General features: G+C 26.2%; 18 protein-coding genes, 1 tRNA gene and 1 pseudogene. 13 read left to right on the top strand and 7 right to left on the bottom strand.

Going from position 1 to position 17,037, the window contains the following annotated elements; all coding sequences use genetic code 11:
* The first annotated feature begins 41 nt into the window (after window positions 1–41).
* A tRNA-Ile gene (locus tag AVBRAN9333_RS00140) sits at window positions 42–118 on the top strand.
* Window positions 119–182: 64 nt separating this feature from the next.
* Entirely contained in the window at window positions 183–1,496 is a 1,314-nt protein-coding gene (locus AVBRAN9333_RS00145) for an oligopeptide:H+ symporter (protein WP_336609217.1), read from the top strand.
* A 7-nt stretch (window positions 1,497–1,503) separates the two neighbouring features.
* On the opposite strand, the gene AVBRAN9333_RS00150 is transcribed toward AVBRAN9333_RS00145, so the two are convergent.
* The 6 genes from AVBRAN9333_RS00150 to AVBRAN9333_RS00175 form a co-directional block, all read right to left on the bottom strand.
* Complete coding sequence (locus AVBRAN9333_RS00150) at window positions 1,504–2,658, bottom strand: murein hydrolase activator EnvC family protein (protein ID WP_214116538.1); 1,155 nt, start codon at window positions 2,656–2,658, stop codon at window positions 1,504–1,506.
* Window positions 2,655–3,461, bottom strand: a complete 807-nt coding sequence (locus AVBRAN9333_RS00155) for an ABC transporter permease (protein WP_214116540.1) — start codon at window positions 3,459–3,461, stop codon at window positions 2,655–2,657. Before AVBRAN9333_RS00155 ends, AVBRAN9333_RS00150 begins: the two co-directional genes overlap by 4 nt.
* Entirely contained in the window at window positions 3,448–4,125 is a 678-nt protein-coding gene (locus AVBRAN9333_RS00160; RefSeq protein WP_214120129.1) for a cell division ATP-binding protein FtsE, read from the bottom strand. The genes AVBRAN9333_RS00155 and AVBRAN9333_RS00160 overlap by 14 nt, the downstream gene beginning before the upstream one ends.
* Entirely contained in the window at window positions 4,122–5,255 is a 1,134-nt protein-coding gene (gene trmB, locus AVBRAN9333_RS00165; protein ID WP_336609218.1) for a tRNA (guanosine(46)-N7)-methyltransferase TrmB, read from the bottom strand. The genes AVBRAN9333_RS00160 and trmB overlap by 4 nt, the downstream gene beginning before the upstream one ends.
* Window positions 5,255–6,454, bottom strand: coding sequence for a fibronectin type III domain-containing protein (locus AVBRAN9333_RS00170; RefSeq protein ID WP_214120131.1), 1,200 nt, complete (start codon window positions 6,452–6,454; stop codon window positions 5,255–5,257). The genes trmB and AVBRAN9333_RS00170 overlap by 1 nt, the downstream gene beginning before the upstream one ends.
* 62 nt (window positions 6,455–6,516) lie before the next feature.
* Window positions 6,517–7,506, bottom strand: coding sequence for an RluA family pseudouridine synthase (locus tag AVBRAN9333_RS00175; RefSeq protein ID WP_214120132.1), 990 nt, complete (start codon window positions 7,504–7,506; stop codon window positions 6,517–6,519).
* Between the two features lie 52 nt (window positions 7,507–7,558).
* Between AVBRAN9333_RS00175 and AVBRAN9333_RS00180 the strand changes: the two genes are divergently transcribed.
* Window positions 7,559–8,674 carry an FtsW/RodA/SpoVE family cell cycle protein gene (locus tag AVBRAN9333_RS00180; protein ID WP_214116552.1) on the top strand — a complete coding sequence of 372 codons (1,116 nt, stop codon included), beginning with the start codon at window positions 7,559–7,561 and terminating at the stop codon, window positions 8,672–8,674.
* Window positions 8,675–8,702: 28 nt separating this feature from the next.
* Here the strand turns inward: AVBRAN9333_RS00180 and AVBRAN9333_RS00185 are convergent.
* A pseudogene (locus AVBRAN9333_RS00185) lies at window positions 8,703–8,900 on the bottom strand (Rdx family protein); the annotation flags it as partial.
* Between the two features lie 163 nt (window positions 8,901–9,063).
* On the opposite strand from AVBRAN9333_RS00185, the gene AVBRAN9333_RS00190 reads away from it, so the two are divergent.
* From AVBRAN9333_RS00190 to AVBRAN9333_RS00235, 10 genes are read left to right on the top strand one after another with little or no spacing between them, the layout of a single operon-like run.
* Complete coding sequence (locus tag AVBRAN9333_RS00190; protein WP_214116554.1) at window positions 9,064–9,474, top strand: Fur family transcriptional regulator; 411 nt, start codon at window positions 9,064–9,066, stop codon at window positions 9,472–9,474.
* Between the two features lie 33 nt (window positions 9,475–9,507).
* A complete protein-coding gene (locus tag AVBRAN9333_RS00195) occupies window positions 9,508–10,311 on the top strand; it encodes a hypothetical protein (RefSeq protein WP_214116557.1) in 804 nt (267 codons plus the stop codon).
* A gap of 2 nt (window positions 10,312–10,313) precedes the next feature.
* Window positions 10,314–11,015: a bifunctional demethylmenaquinone methyltransferase/2-methoxy-6-polyprenyl-1,4-benzoquinol methylase UbiE gene (gene ubiE / locus AVBRAN9333_RS00200; protein ID WP_214116559.1), complete on the top strand. Its 702-nt coding sequence runs from the start codon at window positions 10,314–10,316 to the stop codon at window positions 11,013–11,015.
* Window positions 11,002–12,531 (top strand): exodeoxyribonuclease VII large subunit, encoded by a 1,530-nt coding sequence (gene xseA, locus AVBRAN9333_RS00205; RefSeq protein WP_336609219.1) that lies wholly within the window; start codon window positions 11,002–11,004, stop codon window positions 12,529–12,531. The genes ubiE and xseA overlap by 14 nt, the downstream gene beginning before the upstream one ends.
* A gap of 2 nt (window positions 12,532–12,533) precedes the next feature.
* On the top strand, window positions 12,534–13,610 hold the full coding sequence (serC, locus tag AVBRAN9333_RS00210) for a 3-phosphoserine/phosphohydroxythreonine transaminase (protein WP_336609220.1): 1,077 nt from the start codon (window positions 12,534–12,536) through the stop codon (window positions 13,608–13,610).
* Window positions 13,607–14,311 (top strand): type II secretion system protein, encoded by a 705-nt coding sequence (locus tag AVBRAN9333_RS00215; protein ID WP_336609221.1) that lies wholly within the window; start codon window positions 13,607–13,609, stop codon window positions 14,309–14,311. The genes serC and AVBRAN9333_RS00215 overlap by 4 nt, the downstream gene beginning before the upstream one ends.
* Before the next feature lie 8 nt (window positions 14,312–14,319).
* The gene (locus AVBRAN9333_RS00220) at window positions 14,320–15,255 is read left to right on the top strand and encodes a prepilin-type N-terminal cleavage/methylation domain-containing protein (RefSeq protein WP_336609222.1); all 936 of its coding nucleotides are present in this window, start codon (window positions 14,320–14,322) and stop codon (window positions 15,253–15,255) included.
* The gene (locus AVBRAN9333_RS00225; protein WP_214150038.1) at window positions 15,252–15,680 is read left to right on the top strand and encodes a hypothetical protein; all 429 of its coding nucleotides are present in this window, start codon (window positions 15,252–15,254) and stop codon (window positions 15,678–15,680) included. Before AVBRAN9333_RS00220 ends, AVBRAN9333_RS00225 begins: the two co-directional genes overlap by 4 nt.
* 10 nt (window positions 15,681–15,690) lie before the next feature.
* The gene (gene hypE / locus AVBRAN9333_RS00230) at window positions 15,691–16,689 is read left to right on the top strand and encodes a hydrogenase expression/formation protein HypE (protein ID WP_336609223.1); all 999 of its coding nucleotides are present in this window, start codon (window positions 15,691–15,693) and stop codon (window positions 16,687–16,689) included.
* Window positions 16,689–17,036 carry a hydrogenase maturation nickel metallochaperone HypA/HybF gene (locus tag AVBRAN9333_RS00235; protein WP_214116574.1) on the top strand — a complete coding sequence of 116 codons (348 nt, stop codon included), beginning with the start codon at window positions 16,689–16,691 and terminating at the stop codon, window positions 17,034–17,036. Before hypE ends, AVBRAN9333_RS00235 begins: the two co-directional genes overlap by 1 nt.
* The last annotated feature ends 1 nt before the right edge of the window (window position 17,037 follow it).

Genomic DNA, 17,037 nt, shown 5'->3' on the forward strand with positions numbered 1-17,037 from the left:
TTTAAGTTTTTAAATATATAATAACAGCTTTTAATCACGGAGGATTTATAGCTCAGTTGGTTAGAGCAACCGGCTCATAACCGGTTGGTCCCAGGTTCGAGTCCTGGTAAATCCACCACCTCCTTTAAATTTAATAGAATTAAATCTTTCTTAGGCTTCAAGATTTTCTTTAGGAGAAAACGATGTCAAAAAATAAGTTAAAACCACTATTACCAATATGTTACATAGAAGCCCTAGAAAGATTTGCCTTTTTAGGCTTTTTAGGTATTTTTGTATTTTATTTAATGGATACATTTTCTTTTTCTAAAGGTGAAGCTAGTGCAATAAGTGCAAGTTTGGGTGCTGCTATTTATGCTTTTGGTATATTTGGAGCATATTTAAGTGATTTTTGCTTAGGTGCAAAAAGATGTGTAATTTTAGGAATTATTTTTCTTACTTTAGGGTATTTATGTTTAACTTTTGATTTTTTAAATATATCTCTTTTTTGCATTATTTTTGGTAGTGTATTAATCAAGTCAAATATTACAAGTTTGTTATCTAAAAGTTATCCTAATGATAGCGAGTATGTATTTAGTATGTTTTATATTTTTGTAAATATAGGATGTTTTTTGGGGCAAATTAGTGCTGGTCTTTTAATACTACATTCTTATAATTTAGCATTTTTCATATCATTTTTTAGTGTATTTTGTGCTATTTTAGTATTTTTTTATAATTCAAAATATATATCTAGCGAACCTATAAAATATGATTTTTTTAAAAATAATATAGCTATGCTTATTTTGATATTTTTATTTATTGCATTCTTAGCTACTCAAGAACTTTTGGTGGTTAGTAAAATTATAAGTATTTTTTCAATTTTAATTTTAATAATTTTTTATATTTTTATTTATAGAAAAATACCAACAAAAAATAATTTTAAAAAATTAGCTTTTTATTTAATAGCTGCTGTGTTTTTTTATATGCTGATTTTTCAAAGCTTTAATACTTTAAATATTTTAATTAAAAGTAAGGTTTCTTTTAGTATTTTAAATTATCAAATTCCAGCTAGTTGGTATTTAGCTTTTATGTTTTTAGTCAGTATTTTTACAAGTATGCTTTTAAGTTTTATAAGTAAAAAAAGCTCAATTAATGAAGCATTAATTATACCAGCTGCTATGATTATTGCTGCTAGTTCATTTATTGTTTTAGGAATGCTTAGTAAAGATGATTTTATTAATCCAATATATATATTAATTACTTATTTTATGTTGGGTATTTCTCAAACAAGTATAGGGGTTTTAGGACTTAGCATAGTATCAAAATTAACTCCAAGTGGATTTAATTCAAGCACTATGGGAATTTGGTTTTTATGTTCTGGTGCTGCACAAGGAATTGAAGGAATTATTGCAAAATATATTGATAATATTAGTTATGAATTGTATTTTAGTATGCAAGGATTTCTTGTATTATTTTTAGCATTACTAATGTTATTTGCGTATAAATACTTAAAAGTATAACTATAATTTAATTGTTGATTAGTTCTAACGGATTTATGTGGTAGTTTTTTTGTGTAACTTCAAAAGTTAAATCCCTTTCAACTTTTCCAACAATGTTTCCTTTTTTTAATACTTCTCCAACCTTTGCAAGTTTGCTAAATTTTGATAAGTGAGCGTATATTGTATGAATTCCATTTGCGTGTTCAACAATTACAACCTTATCAAGGACTGCAGTATCATTTGCAAAAACTACTTTTCCATCAAATACTACTCTTACATTGGCATCAGGCGTATTTGAGCGTAGCACTACATTTTCATTAAATATTTTTAATTTATATATAGGGTCTATGTAATCTCCAAATTTTTGTTTTACACTAAAATCAACCAAAGGTGCTATAGTTTTTGCTCCTGTATATTTTGCTACCTTTCCATCATAACTTAAGGTATCAGAATGTTTTACTTGTGTAGTTTGACTTGATTTTTTATTTGATTTTTCATTTTCTATGATTTTTAATTTAGCCAAAGTTGCTCTAATTTCATCTTGTTGTTTTTGTAAATTTGTTAGGCGTTGTTTATATATTTTTTCATCTTGTTTTTGTTTAGAAATTAAATTCTCTTGGCGTTTTTTAAGTTCGCTTAATTCTTTTGCTTGTTTTTTATAATTATCAATATTTACATTCATTTCACTAATTTTTTTTTGCTTATAATCAATTTGTTGTTGCGTTCTTGCATAATCTTTTGAAATTTTATAAAGCTCATTATTCAAAACTTCAGAAAGTGTGTTTAATACTTCAATAGAAACTATACTCATTGAGCTATCAATTAAATCTTTTGGTGCTATTAAATCATACGAAAAATCCTTAGCAATTATTTCAACTAATTTAGCACCTAATTTCTCTTTATCTTTCATTAGCTCTTTATTTTGTGTAATAAATGTATTTAATTCTCCATTTTGAGCATTTACAAGTTCTTGTAATTCTGCCGTTATATTTGAAGTTTTTTTAACTTTTTCATTTATTTCTTTTAATTTTTGTTCCCCTTCAATTATTTCACTTGCCAAATCTTCTAATTTTTTTGATATTTGTTCTTTTTCATTTTGAGTTTGCTCTAGTTTTTTTGTGTTGTTTTCTATTTGATTTGCAAATAAACTTAAGCTAAACAAAACTATTAGAAGTTTTTTCATTGTCTTTTTACCTTAAACATTACAATCATTATACATAGTAATGAAGCTAGTAAAGAATAAGAGCTTACTTCAATTAAGCTAGGTAAAAAATCAATTTGCGGTAAATCTATATCAAGTTTTGCTAAAAATTCTTTTATATAAGAGATATTATTAAAATTAATAAAAAACGCAAATAATAAAGCAAAACAAATTATATTATCTACAAATACAATCTTAAGCATTGGTGCAGCTCTTTGGAAGAAATTTGCCCCAAATAAATTAAGAATATAAATTCTATTTTCGTGCTCGTATTTAAAAATTTTTATTTGTTTTATAAATAAAGCAATAGATAATATGCTTATGCAAATTAAACATATATAAGAGATTAGTTTTATAATATTTAATAGTTTATATATTTTAATGTGTGTTTTTGAGAATGTTTCTACTTTTAAAACATTCGGTATTTTTAATAGTTGTTTTTTGATTTGATTTATTTCGTTTTCATTAATAAATTTAGTAAAGCTAATATTATAAAATTTTGGAAGTTTTGATTTTAAGGTATTTAAATTAGCATTTGTTATATCTTTTTTTAATTTATTAAGAATTTCACTAGGGTCTAATTCGTTAATACTTGAAAAATACTCAATATTAGCTAAATCAACTGCTTGAATTTCTAGCTCGCTTACTAATACTACGCTGTAATCTTTATTTAATTTGGTTTCATAATCTTTTATTAATTCATCAATAAAAAAGGCAAATTGAAAACAAAAACATATAATAAAAAGTGGAAAAATAAAACTAATATGTGTTTTAAATAAATTCATTCAAAACCCCATTTTCTATATTTAAATGCCTATAATTAAAATCAATTCTAGGTGGAATTTGATGAGTTACTGCGATAATGCAAGCATTGAATGTATTTCTAGCAGCGTTTAGTAATTGCCAAATAATATCAGCTGAATGAATATCAAGATTTCCTGTTGGCTCATCACATATTATTATTTTAGGATTGTGTATAATTGCTCTTGCAAGGGCTATTCTTTGTTGCTCTCCGCCACTTAATTCTAAAGGCATTTTTTTAGCTTTATGCTGAAGTTTTGTGTATTTTAATAACACATCTACATGCTTGCTGATTTGCTCATTTTTAACGCCAGCTATTTTTAAAGGTAATGCTATATTATCGCTTACATTTAGCTCGTTAATTAGCTTATAATCTTGAAAAATTATTCCTAATTTTCTTCTAAGTTTTAACAATTCAGCATTGCTAATATTTCCCATATTTTTAAACAAAACATGCAAATCCCCACTAAATTCGCTAAATTCTCCAAAAAAACTTTTAAGCAATGTTGTTTTCCCGCTACCACTTTTACCGGTGATAAATATAAAATCACCTTCATTAGCACTAAAATTTATATTATGCAATACTATTTCATTATTGTAGGCTAGAGTTAAATTATTGGCATTTATTAAAGTAGCATTGCTTTTCATTGTAAAAACTCTTTTAATTTAATAAATGCTTTTAAATTTAAAGTATTTGGGCAAAAGTCGTGAAATAAAAACTCAAATTCTTCATTTTCTTTACATAATAAATAAGAGCTACTTGGTGTGTCAAATCCGCCATAAGCTATTTGAATGATTTTTGCATTATCACATTCATAAATTCTTGATATTTTTAAGAAAAAATCTTCATCGATATGTTTTATAAAATTAAGCTTATTAAAATTAATTTTGAAATTAATTTTTTGATTTATGATTTCTTGATTTAAATTCTTTTTATTTCTCACATAGCAAACAAAATCATATATATCTTTATTCATTTTAAGCCAACGGCTTTCGTATTTGCTTATTATCCTTGCGTCTTTATTTTTAAAATAATCATAGTCTAAATCAGAAAAAATATTTTTTGTATATTCTGCATACATTAAACTATCGCTTCTTAATTCAAAAAATCCATTTTCTTTTAATACTCTTTCGCACTCGTTTTTAAATTCGTTTGATACAACTCTTCTATAAGGAGCGTCGTCCCAAGGCACAGGAAAATGCAAATATATTCCATTTAAACAACTATTATTTAATTCTTTTATAGCTATTCTTGCATCAAAATCTAATAAATATATATTATTTAAATCTTTAGCTAATTTACTTACTTGAATAAGACTAGGTTTATGAATTTCTATTCCAATATAAGTATTTTGAGGATTATTTTTTGCTTGATATAGCAAATGTCTTCCTGAACCAAAACCTATCTCTAAATAAGCATTATCTAATGAATTAATTAATTCTTTAAAGTCCTTAGGAGATGATATGACATTACTTGCTAATTCTTTAAATTTATTATAATGATATGCTTTTGATATGATTTCATCACAAAATGTTTTTTCAAATGCTTCTAAGGCTTTTTGCATTAAGGCTAAGTCGGTAATTTTTGTTAATTTATCAATTTTTACTACAAATTCATTATTTTTTTCGTTAAGTTCTATAAAAAAACTAGAATTATTAATACTAGTATAAACTAAAGTTTTGCCTAATTGTGTTTTTGTTTTAAATTTAAATTCAACCTCCCCAACACTAATTGGCAAGGTTAAATTCTTTATATATTTTGCTTTAAAATTTGGCATTATTTAACACTCAATTTTGAACTAGGTTTTGATTCTATTCCAAATTCATCAACGCCAATTATTTGATAAACATCTCCAGGCACATATGTAGTATCTACATAATAATCATTTTGTATTCCGTTTGCAACTTCTGTTGAATTTTTAATAAGTTTATAGGTTCTTATACGATTATCCGTGCTAATCCATTTTATTTTTAGTGTATTTTCATTTTGTAATTCAAATCCTGTAAGAGCAGGAGTTTTAGGTTTATCAAGGCTCATTCCAACTACATTTACGCCAGTTTTTGCACTCTCAAGTCCGTCTTTATCTATCATAGTTACATAATAATATCTGCTTACTCCATCATCTCCTATATTATCCTCATAGCTATTTTCTGTAGTTGTAGCTAGCTCAAAAAATGGTAATAAAGATGCTTTTGAATAATATATTTTATAATGAGAAAAGTCTTCATATTTAGGAGCGTCCCAAGTAAGAATTATTTTTTTAGGTAGGTTTGTAGTTACATTGATATTTACAATTTGTGGTGGTAAAACTTTACTAATTGCTTCAACTTCAGCACTAGCATCACTTTCAACTCCGTTATAAGTTAGTGCAGTTACTTTGTATTTAGCATATAGATTTGCTTTAACTTCGTCTAAATATTCAGCACTTAAGCGATTATTAATAGTTGCTACTTTATACCATTTATCAGAATTAGCGTCTTGTTTATAAATATTATATTTTACAACTCTTGAATCAGTATGCGGTCTCCAAATTATTTTGATTTTATTAGGAAGTCCTGCTATTGCTTGAATGAATGTAACTGGTTCAATTTTTCCTATAGTTTTTACATTTATAGTAGATAGTTTTGAATTACCTTCTTTATTAAAAGTTACGAAAGTATAAGCATAGCTAGTATCAGGATTTAAATTATTATCAGAATAATGAGTTGCATATCTATCATTTATAGTAGCGATTAGTTTGTCTTTTGCATTTTCATCATTTAGCTCTTTTCTATAAATCTTATAACCATCTATATTTTGATCATATATAGGGTCCCACTCAAATCCTATTTCTCTCATACCTTGAAGAGTTCTTATATTATTTACCATAGTAAGATTATCAATCGGAGCAATTTCACTAAGACTTGTTGTGCTAGAGCACGCATTAAAGCCTATAATAAAAGCTGTAAATAAACTTATTTTAATAATTTTCTTCATATTTTGCCTTTCGTGTAAAGATTTAATTATACTAAGTATGAATAATGATTTATAAGCATATCCTATTCCAAATTATTACTAAATTGATTTAATAAATTATGAGCTAGATTTAAGTCAAGTTTTATATCTTTAAAATCTTTAATAGCTTCATTAAAACTCAAACAATTACTTGAATAAAATTCCATAAAATTATTTGTTATTGGGTGGGTGTAATTTATATAAAATGAATGTAGCATTAATCTATTTGCTTTATTTTTACTGCTCTCATCAGCATAAATACTATCTCCTAAAATATATCTATTTACACTTGCTAGATGGGTTCTTATTTGATGAGTTCTACCGCTTTCTAATTTTGCTGAAATTAAAGCTTTATCGTTTGTATTTGCAAGATTTATAAAATGAGTTCTAGCCCATTTGCCCCATCTATCTTCATTTAAGCCGTATTTTTTAATACATTCATCTTTGCTTAAAGATTGCATTTTTAATCTATTATTCTCATTTCTTTTTATATATTTTTCTATATGATTTTGATTTATTGTGTGGTTTGTAACTGCTAGATAAATTCTATTTACTTCTCTATTTTTAATCTGATTTGCCAAGCTAAAATATGCTTCATTGCTTTTAGCTACTAGCATAACTCCGCTAGTATCTTTATCAAGTCTATGCACTATTCCTGCTCTTATTTTGCCGTTAATATCAGCTAGTTTATAATTTCTCTCAAGTAGCCATTCTACTAATGATGCTTCTTTTAAAGAAGAGCAGCCGTGAGTTGCTACATTATTTGGCTTATTTACTACTAGCATATACTCATCTTCATACAGAATTTCTACATCAAAATTAGCTTCATATTTAATATTTATATCTTTTATATCAGGGTAATTAATCTCTATTTCATCATTTATATTTAGTTTATATGAGCTTTTAATTACTTTATTATTTACTAATACATTTTGATTTTTTATTAGATTAGAAATTTGTGAGCGACTTTGTCCTAAAACTTTAGCTAAATATATATCAATTCTTTCAATTTCACTTGCTACAATCTTACTCAATATTAACCTTTTTAAATCATATTCATAAACAAATTTAGCAAAAGGTTGTAAATTGATAAAACTAGATGGTAAAATTTTAACCCACTTTGATTTTATATTGCCATTGCTCGTATTTCCAATAATAATTTTTTCATTTTTATTAATGAATGAGGCGAATGAAGTTTTAGCGCATAAACAAATTATATATGTGATTGTAGGGTTTTTTGCTTTTTTTATATTTTTTTTATTACCCATTAAAAAAATTGAATGGCTTATTCCTTTTTTTTACTGGTTTTGTATAGGTTTATTATTATTAGTTGATGTTTTAGGGGCTACTAAATTAGGAGCTACTAGATGGCTTGAAATTCCTTTTACAAGATTTACGATTCAGCCTAGTGAGATTTTTAAACCTGCGTTTTTATTAATGCTTGCTTATTTAATTAGACATAATCCTCCACCTGATGATGGATATAGATTTAAAGATTTTTGCAAAATTAGTTTTTATATAATTTTACCTTTTGTTCTTATTAAAAGTGAGCCTGATTTAGGTTCTGCTTTAATTATTTTAATAGTTGGCTATGTTACATTGTTTTTAGTGGGCATTCATCATAAAATTATTTTAACAGGAGCATTATTGCTTGGAATTTGTATGCCAATAGCTCCTATTGTCTATGATAATTTAAATGATTACCAAAAGAAAAGAATTACCGATTTTTTAAGTGAAAAACCAAGCTATCAAGTAAGACAAAGTATGATAGCAATAGGAAGTGGTGGAATAAATGGTAAAAGCAAAGATGATGCTACTCAAACTCATTTTAAATTCTTACCAATTAGCACGAGTGATTTTATTTTTGCATATACTATTGAAAGATACGGATTTTTAGGTGCTTGTTTGCTTTTAGGATTATATTTATTACTGATTTTACATTTGCTAAGCTTTAATAAAAAGCTTAAAAAAGATTATTTTGCTAAAACTTTCACATCAGCTCTATCCATATTAATATTTATTTATGTTGGGGTTAATGTATCTATGACTATAGGGTTTGCTCCTGTTGTTGGAGTGCCACTGCCGTTTTTTAGCTATGGTGGAAGCTCTTTTGTAACCTTTATGATACTTTTTGGAATATATGAAAATTTATTATCATTTAGGTTTGACCCTGATTATAAATTAGTAAGAATTGATTTGTAATTAAAGAATTTAAAATTAAATTCTTTAATTATCTATAGGCTTTAATAAGCGAATTAATCTCATTAATATGTGGAAATCTTTTGCTATCACAACCTATTAATTCATTTTTTGAATATATTTTCTCATTATCACAAATAACTATAAAATCGCCTTTACTTCCTATTTCAAATTCTACTTCTATTCCTTGAAATTCACCAATTAATTCATCTGCAACCCTTGCAGCTTGTGGTTCATATTTTCAAGCATTACAATAAATGATTTTCGCTTTCATTTTTTCTCCTTACAAAAATATTACAAATTTAAAATAACTTAATTAATGACTAGAAATATTAAGTTATTTATAGTATTCTTTCGCATTTAATAAAAAATATTATTTGGTAAAGGTAAATATGAAGTTTTTAGAGATTTTAAAGGATAGAAAGCTAAAAGCAACTCCGCAAAGAATAAGCATTTTAAAAGTTTTATCAAAACACGAACACCCTAGTATTGATGAATTATACGAGCAAATAAAGGTTGAATATCCTGCAATTTCACTTGCTACTGTTTATAAAAATCTTAGCACTATGATTGATGAGGGTTTAGTAGTTGAGATTTCAATCCCTAATGATAAATCAAAATACGATATATATGAATACGAACATATTCATTTGGTTTGTAATAATTGTAAAAGTGTTTTTGATTTAGATAAAGTTAAGGCTGGGCTTGATAAATATCAACAAACTTTACAAACTAAGTTAGATAATCCTATAGAAAGTATTAAAATTACAGCGTTTTTGGCTACTTGTTCAAATTGCAAATAATATAAGTTAAAATAAGATAAAAAAGGAGTTTAGGTGAGTATTTTAAAACACTTTCTCTTTTTTACCTTAGAGAGTAATTTAGAGTTTAAAAAGCTTAAAGATAGTTTTTGTTTATTTGAAAATAGTCTTTATAAACTTGATATAATTGATAGTAATTTACATTTTTTAAAAGCTAATTTATCAAGAGCTGACATAGAATATCATACGAGTGAGCTTAGCTTAAATGAAGTAAAAAGCAAAAGTTTAAAATACAAAAGAGCCATCACTCAAGGCAAGATGATAGAACAATTTAATAATTTTTATATCTGCACTTTATTTGATGAAAATTCTCAAGATGGACTTAGTTTTAGTGAATATGAAAGATTAAAAATATTTTTAACTTATGGGCTTAAATCAAGGGATTTAAGCATTAGCATAGGACTTGCTTTAAGGATATATTTGTTTTATTTGAGTATTAATTCTAAACAAGAGATAATAAAAGAAATTCTTAATTTATTCTCTTTTATTTACGAAGAAAATATAATAAAAACTATCAATAAAAATGATAATTTTTATGATAATTTATCTTGTATTATTTTAGATGAAAATAATTTTTATACCACAAATTGTGCTAAGGTTAATTTTGTAAAAATCTTTTCAAAAGTTTTAAGAAAAGAAGCTATAAAAGTATTAAGATTTAATGAAAGTTGCGAAAAATTAATAATATTGCTTGAATTTTTAAGCTTTTTTAAAACTCATAAAAAATTGGATTTTCAAGAAAAATTAGCAAAAAATAAAAGCGTTAAAAAAATAGCTAGAAAAATTAGTAAAATAGCTAGAACTTATTATTTAGGATAAATATGCAAAAACAAGAAAAAATAGTAGAAATGTTTAATGAAATAGCTCCAAGCTATGATAAAGCTAATAAGGTTTTAAGTTTTGGTATCGATGCAAAATGGAGATTTGATGCGATTAGTAAGGTTAAAGATTTTCTTAATTTAAATTCTAATTTAAATATAGCTGATATTGCTTGTGGGACAGGCGATATGTGTGTTTTGCTAAGTAAAATTCCAAATGCAAAGGTTGTAGGGATTGACCCAAGCAGTGGAATGCTAGAAGTGGCTAAAAAGCGTCATTTAGAAATTGATTTTAAATTAGGCTATGCAAATAATTTACCATTAGATAATGAAAGCGTGGATTTAATTACTATTAGTTATGGTTTTAGAAATGTGGTTGAAAAAGATGAAGCATTAGAAGAATTTAAAAGAGTGCTAAAGCCTAATGGAACGCTTTTAGTATTGGAGTTTTTCAAAAGAGAAAAGGGCGGTATAATAGGATTTTTCCGTGATTTTTATCTAAAAAAAATATTACCTATAATAGGTGGAATTTTAAGCAAAAACAAAGCAGCTTATGAATATTTACCTAATTCTATTGATGATTTTTACTCAAATGATGAATTTAAAGATAAATTAAAAGAACATAATTTTGATTTAAAACTTTTCAAAACTTATAGTTTTGGAGTTAGTTCATTGTTTATAGCGAGTAAAAATGTTAGCAAATAAACTAGAAAAAACATATTTTAGTGTAAGCGAAATTAATAATCTTGCTAAAAATAATTTAGAAAATACTTTTTTAAATATCGCAATTCAAGGAGAAGTTAGCAAGATTACAAATCATACTTCAGGGCATTGGTATTTTACTATTAAAGATGAGTTATCAAGCCTTGATTGCACTATGTTTTCAAGTTATAACAAAGGTAAGGCTAATTTAATAGTAGGCAATAAAATAATAGCCATTGGAAAACTTACCATATATCCTGCTAGTGGAAAGTATCAATTAAACTGCACTGATTATGAATTAGCCGATGGATTGGGTAAATTACAAGCAGCTTTTAATGAGCTTTATAAGAAATTAAAAGATGAAGGCTTGTTTTTAGATATTTATAAAAAACAAATTCCAAAAAATATTAAAAAAATTGCAGTAATTACAGCTATTAATTCAGCTGCTGCTAAAGATATTTTAAGAGTTTATGAAAACAACGAAGCTTATTTAATAAAATTAGTGTTTTTTGATAGTTTAATGCAAGGAGAAAATGCTAGTAAAAGAGTAATTGAGTGTATTAAAAAGGCTAATGAATTTGATTTTGATATTATATTAATAGCTCGTGGCGGTGGTAGTAAAGAAGATTTATTTTGCTTTAACGATGAAGCTTTAGTAAGACAAATCGTAGCATCTAAAATCCCAATAATTACAGGTTTAGGACACGAAATAGACACTCATTTAAGCGATTTAGCAGCTAGTAAGTATTATGCAACCCCAACTGCGGCTATGCAAAGCTTGGTTTATAATAAGTTTGATAGAATGCTAGATTTAGATAATTTGCAAAATTATTTTAACTTAACTATTAAAAAACATTTGGATAAAAAAGAGCAAAATTATTTATATTTAGCAAGTAAATTTTCTAAAAAAGAAGTGAATTTTAAATTTAATTCATATAAAAATAATCTTTTAAATAAAAAGACTTTATTTCAAAATAAGCTAAAAAATATTTTAAAACAAAATGAGCTAATTTTAAATAATCAAAAAACTATTTTAAATAATAATTTTCATAAAGCCTTAGAAAATAAAGAAAGGCTTTGTAATATTTATGAAAATAAGATAAATATCACAAAGCTTAAAAGCAATATTTCAAGTATGCAATTTAGTCTAAATCAATATGAAAAATTAGCAAAGCAATCATTTAATAAGGCTATTTTAAACAAAAATCAATCTTTAAATGATTTTATAAAGAGTAAAAATATCATTGATTTTAAAATAAAACTAGCAAAAGACAAACTAGAAAATCAAAAAATATTATTAAATAACAGCTTTAAACCTAAATTTAAAGAAAAATATGTAAAAATAAACAATTATCAAAAGATTTTAAGCACTCATCAAGCATTCTTAGAAAGCATTAAAGAGTATGCTAGAGTTATGAAAGATAATAAAGGCATAAAACTTAGTGCTTTAAAAGAAGGTGATGAAATCACGCTAAAATCAATTGATTGTGTAAAAATAGCAAAGATTATAAAGGAGTAAAAATGAGACAATACAATTTTAGTGCAGGACCATCTGAATTACCATTAGAGGTTTTAAAAGAAATTCAAGAAGAATTATTAAGTTATAAAAATAACGGCTTTTCTATTATGGAAATTAGTCATCGCTCAAGTTATTATGAGCAAATGCACAATGACGCTATTAAAGATGCAAAAGAGCTTTATGGAATAAATGATGATTATGAAGTAATTTTCGTTCAAGGTGGTGCTACTATGCAATTTAGCTTATTGGCTATGAATTTTAGCCTAGATAATAAGCCTTGTGAATACATTGATACTGATGTATGGACGCAAAAAGCTTATGATGAAGCTATCTTAGCTGGAGTAAATGCAAAAATCGTAGCTAGTTCAAAAGATAGTAAATATAATTATATTCCAAAAATTGCTTTAAATAATGATAGTTCTTATACTTATATTTGTTCAAATAACACGGTGCATGGAACTCAATATAAGCAACTTCCTATTTCAAATTCTCCTTTGATTGTTGATGCTAGTTCGGACTTTTTTTCTAAGAAATTAGACTTTTCAAATATAGGTGTTTTATATGGTGGAGTTCAAAAAAATGCTGGTATAGCAGGATTTGCATGTTTAATTATTAGGAAAGACTTATTAGAACGCAGTAAAAATAAAACTATGCCTAAAATGTTTAATTACAACACTTATGCAGATAATAATTCTTTATTTAATACTCCGCCTACATTTGCTATTTATGTATATGCAAAAATTATGAAATGGATTAAGGCTAAGGGCGGACTTGATGCAATTAATCAAGAAAATGAAATAAAAGCTAAATATCTTTATGATATTATTGATAATAGTAATTTTTACAAAGCTTATGTAAATAATGATGATAGATCAGTTATGAATGTTTGCTTTACTACAGGAAATGATGAATTAGACTTAGAATTTTGGAGTAAAGCTGCTAAAGAACACAATATGCTAGGTTTAAAAGGTCATAAAAAACTTGGCGGATTAAGAGCTAGTATTTACAATAGTGCTAGTTTAGAAAAAGTTAAAATTTTAGGCGAATATATGAAAGAATACGAAAGGGTTCGTGGATGAAAAAAGGCTTTTCATTAATTGAGCTTATATTTTCTATGGTTGTAATTGGAATTAGCTTAGCAGCTATTCCAAAAATAGTTAATGCTAGTTTAGAAGGCGATGAGGTAGGTTATAAACAAGAATATTTTTATGAAGTAAAAGAGCTTTATGGACTTATTAGAAATCTACCTTATGATAATTCTAATATAGCTTATGATGAATACAAAACCAATAGCTTATTATCTCAATATATATTAACTCCTGCTTTACAAGGTAAGATAACTTATAAAGTTGATGAGTTAAATCAAATTAATATTAATTCAAGATATTATGCTACTTCATCAGGAAGTGCTGCAAATATCAATAATATTTCTATAAATAATCAAAAAAATGTAAGCTTTTCTAATGTTTTAGGTCAAAAGATAAATTATATATATGGTAAGTATTCAAAAATAGATTCATCTTATAAATTTGGTTTTAAAACCCCTACTGATTGTGCTGTATCAACAAATAGTATATGTGGAGATATAGGCGGGACTAGCACAATGTATGTAGGTCAAATGCAGATTTTAGATGGAGCTAATCCTGTTGTATCATTTGATGTATTTTTTAATAAATTTGGAAGATTAGATAGTATTTATAGCCAATATGCAATGAAGACTAGTGATACCACTTGGGATAGCACTAATGAAGCAAAATTAAAAAATTATTTAAGTTTATAAGGAAGTAGATGAAAAAGGCTTTTACGATAATAGAATTAATTGTTGTTATTGTTATTTTAGGAATAATTGCAGGGCTTGGAATAGAGATTATTAAATTTTCTTATGATAACGAACAAAGAGTTAGAGCATTAAATGAACTTGAGCTTAAATCTCAAGCTACTATGGACTTTTTAACAACACACCTAAACAATGCCATTAAAAATAGCTTTAGACTTAAAAAGGCTGAAGATTCTGAATGTGTAAATTCTGTAACTGATTGTAAGTTTGTTTTTAATATTGAAGATGATTCTTTAAAGAATGATTTTAAGATTTTTGAATGGGCTAGGATTGCTATTATTGATAAAAAGCATAATAAATGGGACGGACTTAATGAAACTAAAAGTGTTGTTCATGCAGCTGTAAATGATAAAGCAAGTTGCTATGATGGAACAAATTATTTTAATTGTTTTTCTCATAAGCAAAAAGGTATTAATACTAAAATTATTAATTCGTATTCTTTAGGAGATAAGTTAGGTGTATATTTTTTAGGGGATAATATAGCAACTTCAACTTCTTTTATGGAAAAAGATTTGTATGATTTAGAAATAGCTGAAAGAAATGTTGGTAGTGGTAAGAAAGAAGATTATGCAAAAATTGAACTAAAACTAAGTGATAAGATTTTTACAATTAGTAATGTATATGTATTAGTTGATAAGATTGAAGGTATTAAGTTTGAAGATGGTGAATTAAAATATTATAGTTATGATTTTAAAGATAAAAAACCAAATTTCGCAACAAATACCATTGATAAAGTAACACTTGTAAATAATGTTAGTGATTTTATTATTAGTAATAATAACGGCGTTACTAAAATTAAATTATGCTTAGAAGTAAATGATTTGCCAGGTAGTTTTATTACTAAAAAGACAAGCCTTAAAGTTTGCAAAAGTGGGGTAATAATATGAAAAAATCAGGTTTTAGTATGATAACTGCTATTATATTTATTATTTTAGTAAGCGTTGTTGGAGTTTTGACCCTACAATCATCAAAAAGCACCGTATCATTTGCAGCTAGAGCTTATCTTAAAGAGCAAGTTGAACTTATAATGGACGGGGCTAGAGCAAAGGCATTAAGTAGATGGTTTGAATCAGGTGATCCTATAGTTAATTCAGGTATTATGTCAAACGCAAAAATAACCGAGAATTACTATTACCCTAGTAATAGTGATAGAAAATATTTAATCACAATAGAATATACAAAAGTTGATAGTTCTAAGGCGTTAAAATTTGATAAAAACACCGTTTTAGCAAGAATTAGTGTTGAGACAGGAGAAGCTTTATCAAAAGTAGCAAAAATTAGATTAGTAAGAGATTACACAATAGGAAATTAAAGGAAGTATTATGCAAAAGCAAGTTTTATTAAGCTATGGTGGTGGCGGAGATGAGATGAATGAGTTTTTAAATAATTTTATTTTAAAACATATTCAAGCTGATAATTCTCAAGGACTTAGCGAAGATGCTGCTGTTTGTGATGGTTTTTCTAAAATCGCTTTTTCAACTGATTCTTTTGTGCTTGACCCAATTTTTATCAATGGTGCAAATATAGGTAAAATCGCAGCTTGTGGTTCTATAAATGATGTTTTGATGATGGGAGCAAAGCCTAAATATCTTACTTTAGGTCTTATTTTAGAAGAAGGTTTTTTACTTGATGATTTAGCAAAAATATTAAATGATTTATCAAATACTGCAAAAGAATTTGAAGTAGGAATTAAGTGTGGGGATTTAAAGGTAGTTCCTAAGGGTAAGGCTGATAAGATATATATAAATACAACTTGTATAGGCGATGCAAATGGATTTATTAATAATAATAAAATTAGCACAAAAAATATAAAAGAAGGCGACGCTATTATAGTAAGTGGTGATTTAGGAAGGCATGGAGCTTGTGTAATGGCTGCTAGATTTGGTTTTAACTACGATATTATAAGTGATGCAAAATGTTTATATAATGAAGTAAAAGATATTTTAAAATACGATATAAAATGTCTAAGAGACGCTACTCGTGGTGGTTTATCTAGCGTGTTAAATGAATTAGCAAAATCAAGTGGCTTGGAATTTATAATCAATGAAAGTGATATTAGTATAAGTGATGGGGTTTTAGGGCTTTGTGAATTATTAGGATTTGATGCTTTAGAATTAGCTAATGAAGGAACATTTGTTTGTATTTGTTCTAAAGAAGATGCGCAAAATGTATTAAAAGAATTAAAAAAATACAATGATTTTGCAAATATAATAGGTGTAGTGCATAAGTCAAAAAGCCCATTAGTAAAGCTTAATAATAGCTATGGTGGAAGTAGGATTTTACAAATGCCAAAAGGCGAATTATTGCCAAGGATTTGCTAATGCATGAAATGGCAATTGTTAATAATCTTTTAGATGAGTGTGAAAGAATTAGAATCAATAATAAAGCTACAAAAATTACTAGAGTAAGAGTTAGTATAGGTAGGCTTAGTGGGGTTGAAGAGCATTATTTTAAAGAAGCTTTCAATGCTTTTACTAGCGATAATAATTCAAGCTATTTCAATGCTAAATTAGAAGTAGTTTTAAAAGAACTTGAACTTTTTTGTAAAGATTGTAATTGTAGTTTTATTCAAAATAAAAATGAGTTTTGTTGCAAAAATTGCTCTAGCAATAATGTTGAGATTAAAAGTGGCGATGAATTATTATTAGAGCAAGTTGAATTAGAGTGAT

Origin of the sequence: Campylobacter sp. RM9333, from assembly GCF_020137705.1 — a bacterium.
Classification (GTDB): Bacteria; Campylobacterota; Campylobacteria; order Campylobacterales; family Campylobacteraceae; genus Campylobacter_E.

What these genes read in the sequence shown, in the direction of transcription:
- AVBRAN9333_RS00225 (WP_214150038.1), top strand. Translation starts at nt 15,252, where the DNA reads ATGAAAAAATCAGGTTTTAGTATGATAACTGCTATTATATTTATTATT.
- AVBRAN9333_RS00150 (WP_214116538.1), bottom strand. Translation starts at nt 2,658, where the DNA reads ATGAAAAAACTTCTAATAGTTTTGTTTAGCTTAAGTTTATTTGCAAAT.
- AVBRAN9333_RS00235 (WP_214116574.1), top strand. Translation starts at nt 16,689, where the DNA reads ATGCATGAAATGGCAATTGTTAATAATCTTTTAGATGAGTGTGAAAGA.
- hypE (WP_336609223.1), top strand. Translation starts at nt 15,691, where the DNA reads ATGCAAAAGCAAGTTTTATTAAGCTATGGTGGTGGCGGAGATGAGATG.
- AVBRAN9333_RS00170 (WP_214120131.1), bottom strand. Translation starts at nt 6,454, where the DNA reads ATGAAGAAAATTATTAAAATAAGTTTATTTACAGCTTTTATTATAGGC.
- serC (WP_336609220.1), top strand. Translation starts at nt 12,534, where the DNA reads ATGAGACAATACAATTTTAGTGCAGGACCATCTGAATTACCATTAGAG.
- AVBRAN9333_RS00220 (WP_336609222.1), top strand. Translation starts at nt 14,320, where the DNA reads ATGAAAAAGGCTTTTACGATAATAGAATTAATTGTTGTTATTGTTATT.
- AVBRAN9333_RS00155 (WP_214116540.1), bottom strand. Translation starts at nt 3,461, where the DNA reads ATGAATTTATTTAAAACACATATTAGTTTTATTTTTCCACTTTTTATT.
- ubiE (WP_214116559.1), top strand. Translation starts at nt 10,314, where the DNA reads ATGCAAAAACAAGAAAAAATAGTAGAAATGTTTAATGAAATAGCTCCA.
- AVBRAN9333_RS00190 (WP_214116554.1), top strand. Translation starts at nt 9,064, where the DNA reads ATGAAGTTTTTAGAGATTTTAAAGGATAGAAAGCTAAAAGCAACTCCG.
- xseA (WP_336609219.1), top strand. Translation starts at nt 11,002, where the DNA reads ATGTTAGCAAATAAACTAGAAAAAACATATTTTAGTGTAAGCGAAATT.
- AVBRAN9333_RS00215 (WP_336609221.1), top strand. Translation starts at nt 13,607, where the DNA reads ATGAAAAAAGGCTTTTCATTAATTGAGCTTATATTTTCTATGGTTGTA.
- trmB (WP_336609218.1), bottom strand. Translation starts at nt 5,255, where the DNA reads ATGCCAAATTTTAAAGCAAAATATATAAAGAATTTAACCTTGCCAATT.
- AVBRAN9333_RS00160 (WP_214120129.1), bottom strand. Translation starts at nt 4,125, where the DNA reads ATGAAAAGCAATGCTACTTTAATAAATGCCAATAATTTAACTCTAGCC.
- AVBRAN9333_RS00145 (WP_336609217.1), top strand. Translation starts at nt 183, where the DNA reads ATGTCAAAAAATAAGTTAAAACCACTATTACCAATATGTTACATAGAA.